Here is a 2,485-nt window from a genome sequence, read left to right as displayed (position 1 = left end):
GAGGTCGGGGAGGTGGCGTGTGCAGCGGCCGGCCGGGCGGGCAGGTCGCTGCGGGCGGCGAAGATGATCCGGCGGTCCCTGCAGACGATCACGGCGATGCTGCCGTCGCCGGGGTGGAAGCCGAGGAGGTACGGCACCGCGGTCACCAGGTCGGCTGGGGATCGCACGGTCAGCTTGTTGTCTGAGAACGACATGATGATCTCCAATGCGGGTCTCGGGTCGGCAGGTGACGGAGGGTTCAGTCGCGGTCGGGGTCCAGGTAGAGGTCGATACCGACGTTCTCGACGCTGGCGGTCACCGTGACCAGGTCGATGCCGGGCAGCGCCCGGGTCAGGTCCGCGCGGGCGAGGGCTTCGGCTGCCGCCGTCGCGTCGTCGGAGGTGGCGTGGCCGCGGAGCTGCATCTCGTATTCGTGCCGCCACGGAATCCGCCAACCGTCGTGGTCGCACGTGGCGTACTCGGGGATGGTCCAGCCGTACGCGGTCCACGGCCGCGTCTCGTCCGGGCTGCTGGTGGTGGCCGCCCGCATCACGTCTCGTGCCGCGTCGCAGGCTTCCCGGGTGGTGCCGGCGCCGGCCGGCAGCGTCAGGTCGGCGACCACCGTGACGTGATGTGCCCGCGGCAGCCGGTCGAGCCCGAGATCGACCAGGAACCGTTCGATCCGCTCGGCGGTGTGCTGATAGATGCCACCGATCTCGTCGTCGATCAGGGCGCGGATCGCGCGGGCGCGGATGCGGCGCCGCAGGTCGGCGAGGTCCTGCACCGCGGTGTCACGTGCGGCCGTCGCCGCGGTGAGGTCGCCTGCGAGGTCGGGCAACTGTGCCGCGTCCACGGTTCGTGCGTTGGCGTCGATGTCGTCGTGCGGGACGTCGTCGGGACCGTGGGCGGTCTGCCATGTCAGCCCGGTCACCGTGATGCCGGCGTCTGCCAGCACGCGTAGGTGGCCCTCGAGGATGGCGGGTGCGGCTTCGTAGGCGTCGGCTTCTCGGGCCGCCGTGACCCAGGTATGGAGGGTGACCTGGGCGGTGATGCGGTACTCCTGCGACCCGAGCTGGTCGCTTCCGTTCGCGGCAGGTGTCACGTCGATGACGTGTCGTGGGTAGACCGCTATCGCTGGCTGCAGCAGGCGTAGGTCGTCTGGTACGCCGAAGCGGGCCTGCTCGCGGGCTTCGTCGTGGTTGGTGTGCGACCGCGTGTGCGACAGCTGCGCTTGGGCGGAGATGGTCCATCGTTGCGGCAGCGGTTCCAGACCCCAGGTGGCTAGGGCGTCCTCGCAGCCGGGCCTGCAGATCAGCCTGTTTTGCAGCGCGGTAATGAGTGCGGAGCGGGCTTCGACGGCCAGGGTCTGCCGCTGCTCGATGGCGGCGATCGTTTCGGTGTGCAGGGCGCGGATCTGGTGTGCGAGGCTCTCGTCGGTCATCGCTGCGCTGTCCGATCGCCGGCGGTGGCCCGGTGGGTGTCCGTGACGGATTCGGCGCAGGAAGCCGGTGCCGTGAGGTGAGCCGGACGGGGGCCGCTGTTGTCGCCGGCGAGTGCGGCGACACCGTTGAGGAGGTCGGGCTGGGCGGCGTTGCGGTGGCCGGCGCGGATGTCGCCGTGTGTCAGGTGAAGCATCTGTCCTCCTTCGGACATGAAGAAGGCGGCCACCGGATGGTGGCCGCCTGAAGGGATGGGGATGCCGCGCCCCGGTCGCGTGGGGCGAGGGGCGTGGGTTTATGGGTGCCAGATCCGAGGCTGGCGGCGGCTGCCGACCGGAAATGGTGGGCGCAATGCCGTCCCGCGAGGCGTCAGATCAGAAGCACATGGAAAGGGAAGGTGAGCGTTCAGGCTAGTCGCGCCGGGAGTCCCGGCGGCCGGGCTGTCAGGCTCGGCCTCCTGGCAGAACCTGACAGCGCGGCGATGCCCGCGCTCCTGTCAGGTCTGCTCATCGCACCGGTACCCGACGACCGCAGTACGTTGCGGATAGCGGCAACTGCCGCGTACCGCTCCGCACGACCGGTGCCGAAACACGGGTCGCAAAAATCATCGCCCCGATCGAGGCGCCCGGTCCCGCTGTGCTCTGGATCGGACTCGCCCGCTGACCATCGGCGGGCACGTGGTGACCGGCGAGCCGGGCCGCCCACTGTCTGGCCGTCACCGCAGCAGCTCAGGTATTGAGCGTGGCGGACGGTGGTCGTGAACGCCTCATGCCTCGAGCCGGGCGGCCATAGCGCCGCTACTTCCGCTCGGCGGCAATCGCTCGGCTTCGGACGTGCCCGGCGGCGTCAGGATTCCTGACCGTTCCGAGCATCCTTCAACACCGCCGCAGGACCAACACGTCCTCGTGCGCCACCAGGTGCACGGGGATGCCCCCCCTCGTAGTGGCGTCCCTGATAGTGGTGTAACGCGGTTGGCGTGATTGCCGGACAGCCCGTCCGGCATAGAGCGCGGCCATCGCGTGATCTTTCGAGTGAACCTTCCACAGCACTCTCGAAAGGGCCTACCG

At 69.6% G+C, this 2,485-nt stretch carries 3 protein-coding genes; all 3 read right to left on the bottom strand.

Translation table 11 applies throughout. The features are described 5' to 3' along the window. A partial coding sequence (locus DLJ47_RS05475) for a DUF4192 family protein (protein ID WP_146228030.1) occupies nucleotides 1–194 on the bottom strand: 194 nt, incomplete at its 3' end. 44 nt (nucleotides 195–238) lie between these two features. Continuing rightward, a complete protein-coding gene (locus DLJ47_RS05470; RefSeq protein ID WP_109899000.1) occupies nucleotides 239–1,420 on the bottom strand; it encodes a hypothetical protein in 1,182 nt (393 codons plus the stop codon). Beyond that, nucleotides 1,417–1,647, bottom strand: coding sequence for a hypothetical protein (locus DLJ47_RS35330; protein WP_146228029.1), 231 nt, complete (start codon nucleotides 1,645–1,647; stop codon nucleotides 1,417–1,419). The genes DLJ47_RS05470 and DLJ47_RS35330 overlap by 4 nt, the downstream gene beginning before the upstream one ends. Nucleotides 1,648–2,485: the final 838 nt, after the last annotated feature.

It is taken from the genome of Micromonospora sp. S4605, from assembly GCF_003176715.1.
GTDB lineage: Bacteria > Actinomycetota > Actinomycetes > Mycobacteriales > Micromonosporaceae > Micromonospora > Micromonospora echinaurantiaca.
This window is presented reverse-complemented; position numbering and strand designations above follow the sequence as displayed.

Coding starts and splice junctions, on each gene's coding strand:
- DLJ47_RS05470 (WP_109899000.1), bottom strand. CDS start 1,420: ATGACCGACGAGAGCCTCGCACACCAGATCCGCGCCCTGCACACCGAA.